At 29.7% G+C, this 19,198-nt stretch carries 9 protein-coding genes and 1 pseudogene; 6 read left to right on the top strand and 4 right to left on the bottom strand.

Features of this window, described 5'->3' with window-relative positions:
• The first annotated feature begins 262 nt into the window (after positions 1-262).
• Positions 263-1,429 carry a nucleotide sugar dehydrogenase gene (locus J2Z44_RS11400; protein ID WP_021284892.1) on the top strand — a complete coding sequence of 389 codons (1,167 nt, stop codon included), beginning with the start codon at positions 263-265 and terminating at the stop codon, positions 1,427-1,429.
• 796 nt (positions 1,430-2,225) lie between these two features.
• Here the strand turns inward: J2Z44_RS11400 and J2Z44_RS21550 are convergent.
• The 4 genes from J2Z44_RS21550 to J2Z44_RS21535 form a co-directional block, all read right to left on the bottom strand.
• The gene (locus J2Z44_RS21550) at positions 2,226-2,561 is read right to left on the bottom strand and encodes a transposase (RefSeq protein ID WP_242833443.1); all 336 of its coding nucleotides are present in this window, start codon (positions 2,559-2,561) and stop codon (positions 2,226-2,228) included.
• A gap of 17 nt (positions 2,562-2,578) precedes the next feature.
• Positions 2,579-2,953, bottom strand: a complete 375-nt coding sequence (locus J2Z44_RS21545) for a hypothetical protein (protein ID WP_021284891.1) — start codon at positions 2,951-2,953, stop codon at positions 2,579-2,581.
• A gap of 306 nt (positions 2,954-3,259) precedes the next feature.
• Entirely contained in the window at positions 3,260-3,556 is a 297-nt protein-coding gene (locus J2Z44_RS21540; RefSeq protein ID WP_021284890.1) for a hypothetical protein, read from the bottom strand.
• A gap of 24 nt (positions 3,557-3,580) precedes the next feature.
• Positions 3,581-4,795: a hypothetical protein gene (locus J2Z44_RS21535; RefSeq protein ID WP_021284889.1), complete on the bottom strand. Its 1,215-nt coding sequence runs from the start codon at positions 4,793-4,795 to the stop codon at positions 3,581-3,583.
• A 270-nt stretch (positions 4,796-5,065) separates the two neighbouring features.
• Here J2Z44_RS21535 and J2Z44_RS11385 point away from each other — a divergent pair, with 270 nt between their 5' ends.
• The 5 genes and pseudogenes from J2Z44_RS11385 to J2Z44_RS11370 form a co-directional block, all read left to right on the top strand.
• Positions 5,066-9,547, top strand: a complete 4,482-nt coding sequence (locus J2Z44_RS11385; RefSeq protein ID WP_021284888.1) for a non-ribosomal peptide synthetase — start codon at positions 5,066-5,068, stop codon at positions 9,545-9,547.
• A gap of 28 nt (positions 9,548-9,575) precedes the next feature.
• Positions 9,576-10,241: a serine hydrolase domain-containing protein gene (locus J2Z44_RS11380; protein WP_242833441.1), complete on the top strand. Its 666-nt coding sequence runs from the start codon at positions 9,576-9,578 to the stop codon at positions 10,239-10,241.
• A gap of 876 nt (positions 10,242-11,117) precedes the next feature.
• A pseudogene (locus tag J2Z44_RS21950) lies at positions 11,118-11,519 on the top strand (serine hydrolase); the annotation flags it as partial.
• Between the two features lie 120 nt (positions 11,520-11,639).
• On the top strand, positions 11,640-13,523 hold the full coding sequence (locus J2Z44_RS11375; RefSeq protein ID WP_342591513.1) for a cyclic peptide export ABC transporter: 1,884 nt from the start codon (positions 11,640-11,642) through the stop codon (positions 13,521-13,523).
• Between the two features lie 21 nt (positions 13,524-13,544).
• Positions 13,545-19,198 (top strand): non-ribosomal peptide synthetase (locus tag J2Z44_RS11370; protein ID WP_209649582.1); only part of this gene is annotated, 5,654 nt, incomplete at its 3' end.

Here is a 19,198-nt window from a genome sequence, read left to right as displayed (position 1 = left end):
TACTCCTTAAAACGAAAAATTGAAAATAGTATCCATATTTCATTTTTGGGGGGGTTATGACATTTGTAAAGTCTTGTTTTAGATTGTTTTTTAAAATTAAAATGATAATGATGCGGATAGCTTAAATTATACGAGTTATTCGTACAATATAAAGATTAAAAAAATCTGGGGTGAAACTGATTTTTACAGAAAAATGAATGTAGAAATTTCAATGCCTCGAGAGTTTTCGAGAGTACTAGGTTATTATTATAAGAGGTGTAGTATGAAGATTACAATTGTAGGTGCTGGTTATGTTGGACTGTCAACTGCTGTACTATTAGCACAAAAAAATGAAGTGATTACATTAGATATCATCAAAGAAAAAGTTGAGATGATCAATAATAGAAAGTCTCCAATAATTGATAAGGAAATTGAAGAGTATCTTGCGAATAAAGAGCTTAATTTAAGAGCAACGACCGATAATTACAAGGCTTTCCAAAATGTGGATTATGTAGTGATTTCCACACCTACTAATTATGATTCAGAGAAGAATTGTTTCAATACACGAACTGTTGAAGCTGTTATAGCCAATGTTTTGGCGATTAATCCTGAAACTGTTATGATTATCAAGTCAACTGTTCCTGTTGGTTATACAGAAAGAATAAAAGAAATGTTCAAAACGGACAATATTATCTATTCTCCTGAATTCCTACGTGAAGGAAAGGCTCTGTATGATAATTTATACCCATCAAGAATTGTTATAGGGGAGAATAGTGAGAGAGCGAGAGTTTTTGTTGATTTATTGGTAGAAGGTGGAGAGAAAGAGAATACTGATGTGTTGTTTATGAATTCAACTGAAGCAGAAGCAATTAAACTGTTCTCGAATACTTATTTGGCGATGAGAGTGGCATACTTCAACGAATTAGATACATTTGCTGAACTGAGAGGTTTAGATACGAAATTAGTCATTGACGGTGTTTGTTTGGATCCTAGAATTGGTAATCATTACAACAATCCCTCATTTGGCTATGGTGGTTACTGTTTGACGAAGGATACGAAACAACTTAGAGCAAATTACTCTGATGTACAAAATAACATAATTGGTGCAATTGTTGATGCCAACAGAACAAGAAAAGACCATATAGCAGATCAGATAATTGCTAGAAAACCTGAAGTTGTTGGTGTTCATAGACTCACTATGAAAAAGGATTCTGATAATTTCAGAGGTTCATCGATTCAAGGTGTTATGAAGAGAATCAAAGACAAAGGTATTGAAGTTGTTGTATATGAGCCAACATTTCAAGATGAGCATTTCTTCAACTCGAGAGTTATCAAAGATTTGGATGAGTTTAAGTCTGTTTCTGATATCATCATCACGAATAGACTGAGTGATGAAATAAGAGATGTTACAAATAAGATTTATACAAGAGACTTGTATTGTAGAGATTAGCAATTAATTAAGTTTATATGAAAGATATGTAACATGTCTCTCTTTTTAGTTTGCGAGGCATTTTACCGAGCCGAGGGTTTGAAAGAAAACCTATCACTTAGCTAATGAGAAGAAAAGCTGTACAAGGGCTTTTTCGGCTTATATATAATATTTACAAATTATAATATAAAAAAACTACCAACTGCTAGACTCTCAATATAATTGCATTCTCTTACATTTTATCTTATTCTCAACTCTATAAGGTGTATTGCCAACACCTCTGTTCTGAGAGGAAAAGTAACCAGCGATGGCTCAACACTACTAGCCATTGCTGGTTATTGTAAAGATGATTTTAGGAAAAAGAATCTAAGATAATATAAATTTTGACTTTTGGGGATATACTTTTAGACCAAGAAGTCAAAAAGTAAAAAGGGAAAACATTTTATAGATTTTTCACCGGAAGTAAGTAATAAAGCGTGCAAATCTATGAGACAAACGATAAGAAGTTGGGAACTTCAACTAAAATCCGATAAAGAGTTGTCTGATATATCCAATATGTTCTATCGATACATGTTTCCTTAATCTTATTTTATAGAGTTAATCAAAATGTGTCCATAAAACTATACTAATACCAGATTATAAAAACTACATTAGTTAAATAGAAGATATTTCAAAAGACGACTGGTAATATGTCAAGATAAAAAAATTATTAATTTGGAAAATTTCTAGTTTGTCTTATGTAAAAAAAGGTGAACTAAATAAACCTCGATTGATTTACGAATTTTACCTGTAAATTACAAAGGGAATTAGAAAAATATTAAGTTGTAGCTTTTTCAACTACCTCGTTAGAGGTATAAAGTTGATTATTTCGTAGTAAGGAAAAAATCAATCTTACAAGTTTACGTCCAGTTAGTGTAAGTGCTCTTTTATGTTTATGCACTAAGGCTTCAGAATATTTTCGATAATAATAATCTTTATATTCGTTGTCATGTCTAGCAACGCTAGCGACGGCTTCAAGTAAGTAATATCGAAGATACTTATTTCCTGTTTTAGTCAGAAAAGTATTATCTGCAGTAAAGTTACCAGATTGCTTTTTCCGCCAGGTTAAGCTAGCATATTTAGCTAAACAACCTTGGTTGCTAAATTTACTGATGTATTATAACTCGGAAACTATACCAGCTGCAAAATAGGTCCTATGCCTGGAATAGATACTAAGCATTGAAATTGATTATTATCAAGCCTTTTTACGGCTTTTTCAATAGCTTTATCTAAGCACTTGACCTCTTTCTCTAAAGTTTTAATGCAGTTTAGAGACGCTGCAATTGTGGCATTTAGAGGGTCATATAGTGCTTTATCTAATCGGTAAGAATCTCTAGCGGCGTTTTGTAGTAATTTAGCAGTTGCTTCAGGATTAGAAAATCTATTATTACTCTTATCAACTAAGAAGACAACTAAATCTTCAAGACTTGCGTTAACAAGATCTTCGATAGACATAAATTCTGTAAGTACTGCTAATGAAGAAGTACCAAATGTATCCCAATTCATATTATAAATATTTACGTCTAGGAATAATTCTAAACAGTCTTTAATAATTTCCAGTAATCCTTAGTTTATTACAGTTAGTTTAGGTGCTGGAAATTAACTTAAAACTAACTTAAAACTAACTTAAAACTAACTATAAATTAATAGTATAGTCGGAAAACAATAATTAACAAATTCCAATACATTGAATTAGTGCAATATATTTCATGATGGACTGTGGTGAATTTAATTTTACGCATGACAAAAAGACTTCGTATATGCAATTTTTAAAAAAGCCGTAGGCTGGATTAAGGTGAAATTAAATATAAATTATGCAGCTATATTATTAAGACATGGAAAAACATCAGTAATTGATACTGGTTTTTCAGAAGCCCAAGCATCTATAAAACAATTAAATGCACCAAGGAAAACTCTTACTATTCTGCGTTCAGCAGAATAAATAATGGCATCTTCAGCATGAAAATCGTTATTTATTCTGTCCCAACATCTTTCAGTTGTAGAACGTCTTTTATAAAGAGCTTTCCACTGTTTTGAACCTCTCAATATTGGCGTAAAATATCTAGGGTTATCTAAAGTTTTGGTGTAATAAGTTTGATTGCTTTTCATTGGGCATTTATCACAGTTTTCACATTAAACAGGGAATAACCATTTATGTCTAAACTCTTTACTTATAATTCCCCAATTGCGAAGCTGATGTCCACAGAGTAAACCATGGGGAATGCCGTTTTCATTAAGCTTAACAAATTCACTATTAGATGAAAGCTTTGATGAACGGGAATTTAAATCAATAATAGGTTTTATTCCATAATGCAAGCATAAAAGATAAAAAGCATTAGTATCATATGCAGAATCAAAGGCTGCAGAATCAAATTTGATTTCAGGATATAAATCAACAAGTTCTTTAAGTGCATAAACACCAGTTACAGAATCATGGCGTGCAGCACTAACAAATTTAATATGGATAGGTAGGCTGTAAAAGCTATCACAAGCAGTAAAACCATGGAAGGTATGTCCATAATAATATTGTTTATTGAAGCTATCCCAACCCCAAGTAGCGGATGGGTCAGTAAATTTGCGAAGGCAATCGCATTTTTCACCGGGTTTTAATTTGCAGTTGCATACCTTTTTACCGTAAGGCGAAGCCTGTGTAGGCATACAGGTTCCATCACCAGCAATATTTAGTTTTGAAGGTTCACCAAGGATACCCATTTTTAAAGAAGGTAACACAAATAACTCTTTAAGTATGGTATTTAATGATGATTCAATGCTTTCAGGAAGCCTAGAATTATCATGTTTTAAAACCCTTTTAACTAAACGTTCAACTACACCAGGTTTGGAATTATTCATCTTTTGGTTTTTCTTTTGCTTTTTACGAGGTTTACGTTTAACTTTACGCAGTTTGGATTTATAAAGGATTTTATCCTTACGAATCAGCCTATCCATAAAATCATAAAAAGTACCAACACCGGGTAGTGGATCTGCAGCAATGCCTTCGGCTTTACGAGATGAATAGCATGCAGGAATAAATCCTGATAAAATTGCATAAAAGGGTTCTGACTGTAGAGTTTTTACCCAATTTGATATACTCGTTTCGTTGGTATAAATCATAATAATAAGGGATCTAAGCAATGCTACCGCATCTTTTGGGGGTGCACCTTGAGTAGATTTAGAATAAGTACTTTGTAGCAAAGGTACAATTCCAGTAAGGTCGATAGACCAAATTTTTGTAATCAGAGAGCTACGTTTTTGCAGAGTAATTTGTTGATTAGTTTGAATAAAAAATTTATCCAAAAATGATTGAACAAAATTTTGATATTGAGCATGAGAAAATTTAACAGTTAGCATAAAAAACACTCCTTGTAAATGAAGTAATGTAAATAATATCCATATCCCATTTTGGAAATTTTTTCTAACTGTCAAGTCTTAAATTTGGCTATTTTACTAAAATAAATTAATAATACTACGAATAGCTTGAATTATATAAGTTATTCGCACAATATAAAGCTTGAGGAAATTCTGAGGTGAAACCTATTTTCACAGAAAAATGAATATAAAAATTTCAATGCCTTGAGAGTTTTCGAGAGCACTAAAATTAATTATACGAGGGGAATAAATATGAGAAATAGCAAGAGGGTTTATTATAAATTAACACATCCACAAAAAAGAATATGGTACATAGATAAGATAAATACAAATTCACCATTACATAATATTGGTGGATGTTTAAGTATATATGAAACTATTGATGTTGAAGTTATGAAAGAAACACTTAATCTTATAATAAAAAATAATGAAGGATTAAGACTAAGGGTTTCAGAAAAAGAAAATGAAACATTTCAATATGTTAAAGAGTTTCAAAATGAGGATATAGACTTTTTAGATTTTAGCAGTTATGAAAATCCTCAAAAAGAATATGAGACATGGTCAAATGAATTGTTTAAAAAATGTTTTAATTTAGAGAATAGTAAGCTATATTATTTTGCAATATATAAGATAAGTGAAAAAGAGTATGGGGTTCTACTTAATATTCATCATATTATAGCTGATGGATGGTCTATTACTCTTATACAAAAACAAATTTGTGAAATATATAGAAGATTAATGAATAAAGAAGACGTTTATATGGTCAACTATTCATATCTAGACTTTATTAAGGCTGAGGAAGAGTATTTGAATTCAGAAAGGTTTATAAAAAACAAAAACTTCTGGAAAGATAAGTTTTCAAGTGTTCCTGAGGAGTTTTTATACAAAACATCTGACAGTTTAGAAGGTAAGAGGCAATGCTTTAACCTTGATGAAGAGTTATCAAATAAAATAAGGAAGTTTGCAGATGACAAAAAATGTTCATTAAATACTTTATTTATAACAATACTACTTATTTACATTAATAAGGTTACATATAAAAAGGATTTAGTGGTAGGTACGCCAGTATTTAATAGAACTAATAAAGACCAAAAGAATATGATGGGTATGTTTACAAGTACAGTACCTGTTAGGTTTAAGTTAGATACTGAGTTAAAAATAGAAAACTTAATAAATTTAGTTAATAGAGAATTAAAGTTGTGTTTTTTAAATCAAAAGTATCCATATGATCTTTTAATTAAGGAACTAAATTTAATGAAAGATGGTTATGACAGTTTATTTAAAATGTGTGTAAACTACTATAACTCCAAATATGATAGTGACATTAATGGAGTAGATGTAAAAGTTAAGGAGTATTATTGTGGAAATCAAAGTTACTCATTACAACTAACAGTTAAGGAGTGGGACGAGAGTAATATAACACTAAATTTTGATTATAAAACATCAGAATATTCGGACAATGAAATGAAAACAATGTATGAAGCTATGATTAATATAGCTAATCAGATAGTAATGGATGAAAATATTGTAGTTATTGATTTAAAACTTATGAACAAAGAAGAAAGCAATTATAAGGTACATGATTTAAATTCCACAACCAGTTGTTATCCACAAAAAACAGTTTGTGAGTTATTTGAAGAGCAAGTATTTAAAACACCAAATAAGATAGCATTAGAGTTTAAAGACAACACTTTAACATACAAGAAACTTAATGAAAAATGTAATCAATTAGCAAATCACTTAAGAGAAACAGGAATAGGCAAAACATCAATTGTAGCAATTATGGAGACTCATTCAATAGAACTTCTTGTAAGTATTTTAGGAGTTTTAAAGGCAGGAGCAGCCTACGTACCTATCGATCCTAGTTATCCCATAGAAAGAATAAATTATATGCTTGAAGATTCAAAAAGTACTATTCTATTAACTAATTTCAAGATAGCAGATGAAATTAAATTCAAAGGAAACATAATTAATATAAATAATGAAGATTTGCAAGGCTATAACAAAAATAATTTACCAAAATCTAATGGTTTAATGGATTTAGTTTATATTATATATACATCTGGGTCAACAGGAAAACCAAAGGGTGTAATGATTGAACATCAAGGTCTTACAAATTATATATTGTGGTCTAATAAGATGTATTTAAAAAATGAAGAGGAAGCTATGCCCTTATATTCTTCAATATCCTTTGATTTAACAGTAACATCCATATTTACACCATTAATTTCAGGCAATAAGATTGTTATTTATGATAATGATGAGACAGAATTTGTTCTGTATAAAATATTAAGAGAAAATAAAGCAACGGTTGTGAAGCTTACACCTGCACACTTAACCTTATTAAAGGATATGGATAATACAAAATCTAGCATAAAGAGATTTATTGTTGGAGGAGAAGATTTAAAGGCAAATTTAGCAAAAGAAGTTTGTAATAGTTTTGGTAAAAATATAGAGATATTTAATGAGTACGGTCCTACAGAAACTGTGGTTGGATGCATGATATATAAATATGATGAAGAAAAGGTGAAGAGTATATCAGTACCCATTGGATACCCTGCAGATAATGTTCAAATTTATATACTAGATAATGAATTAAATCCAGTTTTAACAGGGTTTATTGGAGAGTTATATATTTCTGGTGATGGAGTTGCTAGGGGTTATTTAAACAGAGAAGATTTAACTCATGAAAGATTTATTGAAAACCCATTTATTAAAGGAAAAAGAATGTATAAGACTGGTGACACGGCAAGGTATATTGAAAATGGGGCTATTGAGTATGTAGGAAGAATTGATAACCAAGTAAAAATAAGAGGTCACAGAATTGAACTTGGGGAGATAGAGCGATATCTAATGGAAAATCAAAGCATTAAAGATGCTGTTGTGGTATTTAAAGAAGATTCATTAGGTAATAAGATATTAAATACTTATGTAGTAAGAAAAAAAGAAATTACAGATTCAGAGTTGAAAGAGTGGCTTTTAAAATTCTTACCTAAATATATGATACCAACTAATTTTGTATTCATAGAAAAAATTCCATTAACTTTAAATGGAAAGGTGAATTATGCATTGCTACCAGAACCAGAGATAGTTGAGAAAGAGTTTATAAAATATGAAACCTTAGCTGAAAAAGAGTTAGTTAAAGCAATGGAAGAAATATTAGGTGTAGAAAATATCAGTATGAATGATAACTACTATCAGCTTGGTGGAGATTCTATAAAAGCTATTCAAATATCTTCAAAGCTTAAAAATCTTGGTTTTAATATAAAAGTTAAGGATATACTAGCTCATGATTTCATAGAGGAGATAGCAGCTACAATAGAAGAAAGTAAAGCCGTTAAATCAATAAGACAAGATAAAATTGAAGGAATTGTTGGGAGAACACCTATAATAGAATGGTTTTTCAATCAAAAATTTTCTAACGAAAACTTGTATAATCAGCATGTACTATTAGAGTATAAAGGAAAGTTAGATATAAATAAGGTTATAAGCGCTGTAAATAAATTAATTGAACATCATGATGCTCTGAGAATTAATTATGATAGAAGAAGTAATGATTTGTATTACAATAACAAGAAGTTTAATGAAATGTATGCATTTAAATATTTAAATTTATCTCAATATTCCTACAAGGAGCAATGTAACAATATAAAAAAATTAATAGAAGAAACCAATTCTAGTATTAATATAGAAAATAATAGTTTATTCAATGTAGTGATGATGGATTTAGATGAAGATAGACAAGCTTTACTATTTATAGCTCACCATTTAATAGTAGATGGTGTTTCGTGGAGAGTAATATTAGATGATTTCATAACTATCTTAAAACAATTGGATGAAGATAGTGAGCTAAGATTACCGTTAAAAACCAATTCATATAAAGAGTGGGCAGAAGCCTTACAAACTTATAGCAAGAATGATTTTAGTGATGAAGTTGATTATTGGAAAGCAATATTAAATAAAGAAATCAACTATAACGTAGATTATGATAATGAAGAAGATATTGTTGAAACTTCTAATATTTTAAGTAAAGAAATAGATGAAAAAACCTTGAATAGTTTAGTAGAAAAATCCAAAGAAATATATAATATAGACCTTAATGAAACTTTAATAATTGGATTAGTTATTGCGCTAAATAAGTTAACTAATAAAGATGAGATAATAGTTGAACTTGAAAGACATGGTAGAGAGGCTATAAATGACTATATTGATATATCTAGAACCGTTGGATGGTTTACAAGTATGTACCCTGCACATTTTAGCATAGAGCATGAAGATATAGAAGATAGCATTAAATCTTTAAAAGAACAGCTTAAAAATATACCTAACAAAGGATTTAACTATAGTATTCTTAAATTCTTAAACAAGGCACTTAAGGAACAAGAAATTAAGTATGTAAGATTTAATTACCTTGGAGACTTTGACAATATAATAGATAAAGAAAAATTAAATTTATCAAATATTGAATTTGGGCTAGATAGTGATAAAGATAACTCATTAACAGCATTGATAGATATAGCTGTTATGATAGTAAATAAAAAATTAAAAATAACTATTGAATATAGTAAAAAGAGATTTAAGTATGAAACTATAGAAAAATTCATTGAAAGTTATATAGAAATATTGAATTTAATTCTAGATAAATGTTCTAATAAGGATTTTAAGCAATTTACTCCATCAGATTTTGATGCTGTTGATATATCACAAGAGGATTTAGATGCTCTTTTTGATTAAAAATATTTATATAAGGAGCAATATTATTATGAAAAAACGAAATAAATTAGTAGTTATGCTTAGCATTTTTATAAGTATAGTATTATGTCAAATTAATGTGTATGCTTTGAGCAATGATGATAAAGAGATAAATTATTTAACTAAGGATGAAACTGTAAAGATAGAAAAATTTATAGAAGAAAATATGAGTGGGGGTAGCATTCCAGGACTATCCGTTAACATAGTTAAGGGTGATAAGACTGTTTATCAAAAAGGATTTGGATATTCAGATATAGATAAGAAAAAACCAGTTACTTCTCAATCCTTATTTGAAATAGGATCTAATAGTAAAGCTTTTACTGGCTTAGGTATTTTAAGTTTAGAAAAAAGTGGACAAATTAACCTTGAGGATGAAGTGGTTAAATATATACCTTGGTTAAAGGTAAAATATAAAGATAAGGAAGTATCAATAACAGTTGAGCAGTTACTGTACCACACAAGTGGTATACCTTTTAAGACTATAGATAAGATTCCAGTTTCTAATGAGGATAATGCACTTGAGGAAACAGTTAAAACTTTAGTAGGGATAGAACTAGACAGTGAGCCAGGTGAAAAATTTCAATATGCAACTATAAATTATGATGTTTTAGGACTAATTATTGAAAAAGTGACGGGAAAGACATATGAAAACTATATTGGTGCGACACGTTGCTAATTGAAAAGATTAGCCATTAACTAAAAAGTTAAGAGAACTAATAACTTGAAAAGTCAAATGATAGGGTAACGCCTTGAAGGGCTTTCTCTGATACTCCGAATAGCGAAACGTTAAGTATGAAATGTTTTGTTATAAGCTCGGTGAAGTCGGCTGAGGTTATCTCCTAACAGGTTAAGCTGAGGAAATGCGAACTAGAGGTAGTTGAGGATAATATAGGTCGGGAGTCCAAAAAATATCTATGGTAAGAATGGTTCAAGAGGACTGACGAAATTCCGAATGTACGGGTCTAAAAGTTTATGAAATAGAAATGTTTCACCTACCAAAGTTGTAGGGCATGTGAGGGTGAGTAAAAATCTTTGTTATGAAAATCCTTATACTGTTAAAGGCAGTATAAAGCATGCAGGCTCATAGGAATTACCTAAGGATATATGCAGGGATAAAGTTATTGGAACGTGGTAAGCTGATAACATGGAGGACTTACTTCCGTTGAAGTGGTAGCAAGGAAAAACGTAATGTTATAATTTGCTTTTATATCAGTGAAAGTAGTGGCACAGTACCGTTGAAACTCTAATAATAAGGAGTGGAGGGATAGCCACAAGTCAATGAAATTAGAAATATTTTATTATACAATACAACCAGGTTCGATTACGACTAAAAAGGAAGAACTTTGGGGAATCCCAATGATGACGCCAACTGGATGGGACCTTATGTGTTTGTAGGATTTCCCATAATGTTTATGTTGTACTAATAAAATAAAGTAGAATTTCGTTGATGGAACGCCGTATGAGGTGAAAGTCTCACGTACGGTGTGGAGGAGGGGAAAAGAAGGAGATAATATCAAGTTCTTACCTATTCCTATAAGAAGCTGTCTTAAAGCCAATGGGTTTAAATAATACCCACCTATTTAAAAACGAAGCTATAAATGCACATATGACTAGTGGATATAAAATTGGATTTTTAAAACCACAATTATATGAAGCGCCAGTGTATAGAGGAAATAAACCAGCTGGATATATCATATCTAGCGGTGAGGATATGGCAAAATGGCTTAAGATTCAAATGGGTACTATGAATGAAGTGAAATTTGATAAGGACATAATTAAAAAGTCCCAAGAAGCCAATATAGGGGTTAGTGTCGAAGGCAATGAGTTATTCTATGCTAGCGGTTGGTATGTTTATCAAAAAACACAGGTTTCTCATGCTGGAGGAAATACTAACTATTCTTCGTATATAATATTTAATCCCCAAGAGAAAATTGGAGTCGCAGTATTAAGTAATATTAACTCTAAGACTGTACAAAGAACTGGATTCGGTATTTATGGTATATTGCAAGGAAAATCACTTAGAAAAGAGGTAAAAGATTTAAATATAAATGCAGATAAAGTGGCTGTTGTCATCATGTGTATTTCGAGTTTAATAGCTTTAGTGACTTTATTTTTTATGATAAAAGCTTTAAGAGATGTATTTAGAAAACAAAGATATTTTAAATTTAATGGTATAAAAAGTAGTTTAAGATTTATTTTTTCTTTACTATTTATGCTGGGATTAAGTTATTGTATATATTTAGTGCCACAGGTTTTATATAACGGAGTGTCATGGGGATTTGTGTTTGTTTGGCTTCCTAAAAGTGTTGAAGTGGCACTGTATTCAGTATATATAGCTATCTGGTTTACATATGTATATTTTATGTTTACAAGCTTTTTAAAAAAAGAAAAGGATAAAGGAATATTAGTATTATCTTTATTAAGCGTTTTAAGTGGATTTGGAAATGCTCTTATAATATTCACTATTAATATGGCTATAAATAGCAATAATACTTTAAAGGTTAAACTTTTAATATATTTCATTCTAGGAATTGTTCTTTATGTTTATGGACAAAAGATAATGAGAGAGAAATTAATAGATTTTACTAATGAAATAGTATATTCCAAGAGAATGGAAATTGTTAATAAATTACTAGGAGCTAAGTACAGCAAATTTGAACAAATTGAAAAAGGCAGAATTCAGTCCACTTTAAATAATGACACTGAGACTATTAGTAGATTCGTAAATATTTTAATAAGTGGTATAACTAGTGCTGTTACACTTATATGTTGCTTTATATATTTAGGAACTATAAATATATATGCATTGTTACTTTCTGTATTAATAATAGTACTTATTGTTGGTATTTATTATTTGGTTGGTAGATATGCTAATAAACTTGGAGAAGAGGCTAGAGACCTTCAAAATGTATTTTTCAAATTTATTAGTGACTTAATAGGTGGATTTAAAGAGTTAAGCTTAAATGCAAAAAGGAAAAATGAATTTGAGAAAGATATGGAAGAAAGTTGTGGTAAATATAAAGTTAAAAGAAGTAAGTCAGCATTAGCCTTTGCAAATATGTTTGTAATAGGAGAACTCTTATTTACTTTAGCAATTGGATCAGTAGTATTTATTTTCCCTTTAATTTTAAAAAATTTAGATTCAACTAGTCTTACAAGCTATGTTTTTATATTACTTTATATGACAGGTCCAGTTCATGGAATATTAAATACTATCCCAAATGCTATTGAAGTAAAAATTAGTTTAAAAAGAATAAATAGTTTAATTGATGAAATAACAGCTTCTACTAAGAAAGAAGATAACGTTATTGATGAAAACATTGTAGGTAATTTATCTTTAAAATTAAAAGATGTGGAATATGAATATGATAAAACAGATGGTCAATCATTCAAAGTAGGACCAATTAACTATGAATTCAAATCTGAAGAAATAGTTTTTATAACAGGTGGAAATGGAAGTGGAAAATCAACTTTAGCTAAGTTGTTAACAGGTTTATATTTGCCGTCCAAAGGTGAGATAACATTAAATGGTATAGTATCACAAAAACGATTAAGTGAAAGCTACTCAACAGTTTTTGCAGATTTTTATCTCTTTGATAAGCTTTATGGTATAAATTATAAAGGCAAAGAGGATGAAATACAAAGATACTTAGAAATATTACAACTAAGTGATAAAGTTCAAATTCAGGATGGAAAGTTCAGTACAACAAAATTATCAACAGGTCAGAAAAAGAGGCTAGCTTTATTAGTTACTTATTTAGAAGATAGACCTATTTATTTGTTTGATGAATGGGCAGCAGACCAAGACCCTGAGTTTAGATTATTCTTTTATGATACTTTGATACCAGAATTGAAGGCTAAGGGAAAATGTGTAATAGCTGTAACTCATGATGATAGGTACTTTAATCTTGCAGATAGAGTTATAAAAATGGAATTTGGTAAGATAAGTGACTCATAAATACTGTAGCGAGGTGATAATGTGGTTAAAAATAATAAATTAAATAAAAATAATATAGATAATTTTATGTCATTAACTAGCTTACAACAAGGAATGTTGTTTCATTATATTAGTGATGAAGAAAGTAACATGTATCATGAGCAGTTAAGTTTAACTCTTAGAGGAGACTTGAAATTAGAGCTATTACGAAGAGCTTTGCAGTTTGTAATAGATAGTAATGAGATGTTAAGAACGATCTTTAGGTGGAAGGGAATAGAAAAACCAGTACAAGTTGTTCTTAAGCAACATGAAATTCCAATAAAATATTTAGATTTTACAAATGAAGAAGATAAAGAAGGCTTAATAATAGAAGTTAAAGTAGAGGATTTAAATAATAGAATAGATATAACAAGAGAAACTTTAAGAATTTACTTATGTAAGTTAGATGAAAGTACTCATGAGATGATTATAAGCAATCACCATATTTTATATGATGGTTGGAGTAACGGAATAATACTGAAGGGAGTTATGGAAGTATATAATTGTTTATACGAGGAGAAAGATTTTAAAAAGCTTAATAAAACAAGGTTTAGCCAGTTTATTAAATATTTAAATACTATAAATAAAGAAGAAGAAAAAAAATATTGGTCAAACTATCTAGAAGGACTAGATGATAAGGATGATTACTTTAGTTGTAAAGAAGTAGGAGTTCATAAAGAAATATCTTACAAGATAGATGATATTAAGGCAAATAAAATTAAGGATTTTTCAAAAGAAAATAAGGTTCTATTATCATCAATATTATATGGAGCGTGGGGAATATTACTTCAGAAGTTTAATTCTTCAAATGAAGTCTTATTTGGTACAACAGTTTCAGGAAGACCAGAAAATATAGGTTCTATAGATAAAATGGTAGGATTATTTATAAATACTATACCCTTAAGAGTAAAATCGGATGAGAAAACTACACTAATAGGGTTAATAAATTATTTAGATAAAAATCTTAATGAAAGAAAAGGTTTTGAGAATACATCTTTAATAGACATAAAAGAGTATTGTGGACTAAAAGTTAATGAAGAGATTTTTAATTCAATAGTTACTATAGAGAATTATCCTTTAGATCTTAGTTCAAACAAAGAAAATATATTATCTATAGAAGAGTTTTCAATTGTGGAGCAAACAAACTATAACATGGCTCTAGAGATATTAACTTTTGATGGAATTGAGTTTAAGTTTAATTTTAATAGCTTATCTATAGATGAAAGTATAGTTGAGAAATTGGGAATTTATTTAGAAAGGATTATAGAAAATTTATTAAATAATCCTAACATTTGTATAGAAAATGTAGATTTATTATCAGAAGCAGAGAAAAATCAAATACTATATGAGTTTAATGATACAAAGGCAGATTATCCAAAGGATAAAACAATCCATGAGTTATTTGAAGCTAAAGTAGAGAAAACACCTGATAATATGGCAGTGGTATTTGAAGAAAATAAATTAACTTATAGAAAGTTAAATGAAAGAGCAAACAGTTTAGCTAGAGTGTTAAGAGATAAGGGTGTCAAAGCTGATTCTATAGTAGGAATAATGGTAGAAAGATCACTAGAAATGATAGTAGGAATAATGGGAATCTTGAAAGCAGGAGGGGCTTATTTACCGATAGACCCGAACTATCCTAAGGAAAGAATAGAATATATGTTAAAGGATAGTGAGAGTAAAATTTTATTAAGTAAGGGAGATTTATTAGAAACTATAGAGTTTGATGGTGAAGTTATTGATTTGTTTAGTGAAGAGTTATTTAGAAATGAAGCATGTAACTTAGAGAAAATAAGTAACTCAAGTAGCTTAGCGTATGTGATATATACATCAGGAACAACGGGACCCCCTAAAGGCGTAATGTGTGAACACAAAAATGTTGTTAGGTTAGTTAAGAATACAAACTATATAGGATTTAAAGAGGATGATAAAATTCTTCAAACTGGTTCCATGGTATTTGATGCATCGACCTTTGAAGTTTGGGGGGCACTACTTAATGGACTAGAGTTATATTTAGCTAAAAATGAAACGATTATATTACCTGAACTTTTAGAGGAGTTTGTAGTTAGAAATAATATTACAATATTATGGTTAACATCTGAACTGTTTAATCAAATAGCTGAAGAAAATATAAATGTATTCAAAAATTTAAGGTATCTATTGGCTGGTGGAGATATTTTATCACCAAAGTATATTAGCTTAGTGAGAAAACAATTTACTAATCTTAAAATTGTAAATGGGTATGGACCAACTGAAAATACAACATTCTCTACAACTTACCTAATTGAAAAAGAATATAGTTCCAATATACCAATAGGAAAACCAATAGCTAATTCACAAGCTTATATATTAGATGCAAATTATAACTTAACACCAATAGGCGTTTGTGGAGAGTTGATTGTAAGTGGAGATGGATTAGCGAAAGGATATCTGAATAGACCAGAGTTAACAGCCCAAAAGTTCGTAGACAATCCATTTGAACCAGGAACTAAGATGTATAAAACAGGAGACTTAGCTAGATGGTTACCAGATGGAAACATAGAGTTCTTAGGAAGAATAGATAATCAGGTTAAGATAAGAGGATTCAGAATAGAACTTGGTGAGATAGAAAATAGATTATTACAACATGAAAGTATTAAAGAGGCAGCAGTTTTAGTTAAGGAAAATAAAGATGGTGAGAAATATATATGTGCCTATGTTATAAGTGATAAAAAACTTCAAGAGTTAGATTTAAAAGGTTACTTAAAAGAAACATTGCCAGAATATATGGTCCCAGCTTACTTTGTGGAATTAGAGAAAATGCCGCTTACAGCGAATGGAAAGCTTGATAGAAGGGCGCTTCCAGAACCAAACTTAGATGCAACTTTAACTGAATATGAAGCTCCAAGAAACGCAGTTGAAGAGACTTTAGCAAAATTATGGAGTGAAATATTAGGGGTTGAAAAAGTAGGTATAAATGATAACTTCTTTGATCTTGGAGGACATTCTTTAAAAGCTACAATACTTATGTCTAAGATTCATAAGGAATTAAACAAAGAGGTACCTTTAAAAAAGTTATTTAAGTCGCCAACAATAAAAGAGTTAGGTAAATATATTGAAAGTGCAGAAGAAAATCTTTACTCAAAGATAGAAAAAGTAGAGGAAAAAGAATACTATGAAGCATCTTCAGCTCAAAAGAGAATGTACATGCTTCAACAATTTGATAAAGATAGTACAGCTTATAATATGCCAGCAGTTTTTGAGTTAGAAGGTAAAGTTGATAATAATATTATAGAAGAAACTTTTAGAAAGCTAACACAAAGACATGAGGCATTAAGAACTTATTTTGAAGCCTTAAATGGTGAAATAATACAGAAACTACAAAATGATCATGGAATCGTATTAAAGCATAGAAATCAAAGTGGAAATATAGAAGACATAATAAACAACTTTATAAGACCTTTTGATTTAAATAAGGCGCCATTATTCAGAGTAGAACTTGTAGAAAACAAAGAAAAAACTTATTTACTAATGGATATGCATCACATAATATCTGATGGTTTATCTATGAGGATATTAATAAACGAGTTTACTGAGCTTTACAGTGGAAAGACTTTAGAACCATTAAAACTTCAATATAAAGATTTTGCATTATGGCAGAATAAATTCTTAAAATCAGAAGAGATGAAGAAGCAAGAAGAATATTGGATAAATATATTTAACGATGAGATACCAGTGTTAAATATGCCTACTGACTATGAAAGACCTGCTATACAAAGTTTTGAAGGAGATAGTGTAAGTTTTGAAGTTCAGGAAGACTTAACCTTAAAATTGAGAAAACTTACAAAAGAAACAGGAACTACAATGCATATGGCACTATTATCAGCCTTCAATATACTACTATCAAAATATAGTGGACAAGAGGATATAGTAATAGGAACACCAGTAGCTGGAAGACCACATGCAGACCTTCAAAATATAATGGGTATGTTTGTAAACACATTAGTTTTAAGAAATAAGCCAGAAGGGGATAAGAAATATATAGATTTCTTAAAAGAAGTAAAAGAAAACTCTCTAAAGTCATATGAAAATCAAAGCTATCAACTTGAAGCTTTAGTAGAAAAGCTAGATATAAGAAGAGATACAAGTAGAAATCCATTGTTTGATGCTATGTTTAATATGGTTGATACGGTAACCGGTGTAGATATTAAATTAGATGATATTGAGTTGAAGCTATATAATAATAAAAATAAAGTATCTAAAGTTGACTTAACATTAAATGCTTTAGAAAAGGATAGAAAATTAAGCTTTACTATAGACTATTGTTCAAAACTATTTAAGAAAGAAACAATAGAAAGATTAAGCAGTCACTATATAAGAATCTTAGATAGCATAGTAAACAATGTGGAAATAAAATTAAATGAAGTTGATTTACTATCAGAAGCAGAGAAAAATCAAATATTATATGAGTTTAATGATACAAAGGCTGATTATCAACAAGATAAAACAATTCATGAGTTATTTGAAGCTCAAGTTGAAAAAACACCAGACAATATTGCAATAGTATTTGAAGAAAATAAGTTAACTTATAGAGAGTTAAATGAAAGAGCAAACAGTTTAGCTAGAGTATTAAGGAATAAGGGTGTTAAATCTGATTCTATAGTAGGAATAATGGTAGAAAGATCACTAGAGATGATAGTAGGAATAATGGGAATACTAAAAGCTGGCGGAGCCTACTTACCCATAGACCCGAACTATCCTAAGGAAAGAATAGAATATATGTTAAAGGATAGTGAGAGTAGGGTTTTATTAAGTAAAGATGATTTAGTAGAAAATATCGAGTTTGATGGAGCTTTTATAGACTTATATAATGAAGAATTGTTCAATAAAGATTGCAGTAATTTATATAAGATAAATAACTCAACTAATTTAGCTTATATTATCTATACTTCAGGAACTACCGGAAATCCTAAAGGAGCTATGATTGAACACAAATCATTGGTTAATAGATTAAATTGGATGCAAAAGAAATATCCAATAGGTGAAAAGGACACTATCTTACAGAAAACAACTTATACTTTTGACGTTTCTGTATGGGAGATTTTATGGTGGTCATTAGTAGGAGCAAAAGTATGTATGCTTAGCCCTAACGCTGAAAAAGACCCGATGAAAATAATAGAAACAATAGATAAGTATGAAGTAACAACAATACATTTTGTACCTTCCATGTTAGATGTTTTCTTATATTGTGTAGAAGAAAATCGAAACAATATAAATTTATCAAGTTTAAAACAAGTATTTTCAAGTGGAGAAGCATTAAACTTTAAGCAAGTATCAAAATTCTATAAAGAGTTTGATGGCGGCAAAAATCTTATAAATTTATACGGTCCAACGGAAGCAACTATAGATGTATCTTACTTTGACTGTAGTAAGGATAGTAAAAAAATAATACCAATAGGAATGCCCATAGATAATACTGAACTATATATTTTGAAGAATAAGGAACTTGTTCCAATAGGGGTAACAGGAGAGCTATATATAGCAGGTCATGGATTAGCAAGAGGGTATGTTAATAGGTCAGAATTAACAGCCCAAAAGTTCGTAGACAATCCATTTGAACCAGGAACTAAGATGTATAAAACAGGAGACTTAGCTAGATGGTTACCAGATGGAAACAT

The sequence above is a fragment of the Clostridium punense genome (assembly GCF_017874425.1).
GTDB lineage: Bacteria > Bacillota > Clostridia > Clostridiales > Clostridiaceae > Clostridium_J > Clostridium_J punense.
The sequence above is the reverse complement of the archived record's forward strand: the minus strand, read 5'-3'. Positions and strand labels throughout refer to the sequence as shown.